This window comes from Oleiphilus sp. HI0067, from assembly GCF_001635735.1.
The window spans coordinates 1-874 of sequence record NZ_LWFI01001371.1; the positions used below are offsets into that span (position 1 = coordinate 1).

Consider the following 874-nt stretch of genomic DNA (forward strand, 5'->3'; position numbering starts at 1 on the left):
TATGACAAAGAGTCTTCAAATCGCGCGATTAAAGACATCAAAGAACAAGAAGTTTACATGGGCGAAATGCCTTTGATGACCGATAACGGTACATTCGTTGTAAACGGTACTGAGCGTGTAATTGTTTCTCAGTTACACCGTTCTCCGGGTGTGTTCTTCGATCACGATAAAGGTAAAACTCACTCATCAGGCAAGTTGCTTCATAGTGCTCGAGTGATTCCATATCGTGGTTCTTGGTTAGACTTCGAATTCGATCCAAATGACAACGTGTTCGTTCGTATTGACCGTCGTCGTAAGCTTCCAGCAACAATCTTGATGCGTGCTCTAGGTCTAAGCTCGCAAGAGATCTTGGATATGTTCTTCGACACTGGTCGTTTTGAATTGTCAGCAGACAGCTTCAAACTCGAACTTGTTCCTTCACGTTTGCGTGGCGAAATCGCAACGTTTGACATCAAAGATCCTGACGGTGAAGTGATTGTTGAAGAAGGGCGTCGAGTTAACGCCAAGCAAATTCGTAAGCTTGAGAAATTAGGCGGCGCGCTTGAAGTTCCTAAAGAATACCTATACGGCAAGGTATTAGCGAAAGATATCATCAATGAAGATACTGGTGAGCTAGTTGCTAGCTGTAATACAGAAATTACAGAAGAAGTCGTTGATGCATTAGTTGCGGCGGGTATCGAAAGCATTGAGACGCTTTACACTAACGAACTTGATTGTGGCTCGTTTATCTCTGATACCTTGCGTATTGACCCTACGAATACTCAATTAGAAGCCTTGGTAGAAATCTATCGTATGATGCGCCCAGGCGAGCCACCGACTAAAGAGTCTGCTGAGAATTTATTCGGTAACCTGTTCTTTACATCTGAGCGCTATG

Annotated in this window: 1 pseudogene; it reads left to right on the forward strand. The window is 43.7% G+C overall.

Going from position 1 to position 874, the window contains the following annotated elements:
* Nucleotides 1-874 (forward strand): annotated as a pseudogene (gene rpoB / locus A3739_RS21825) (DNA-directed RNA polymerase subunit beta); the annotation flags it as partial.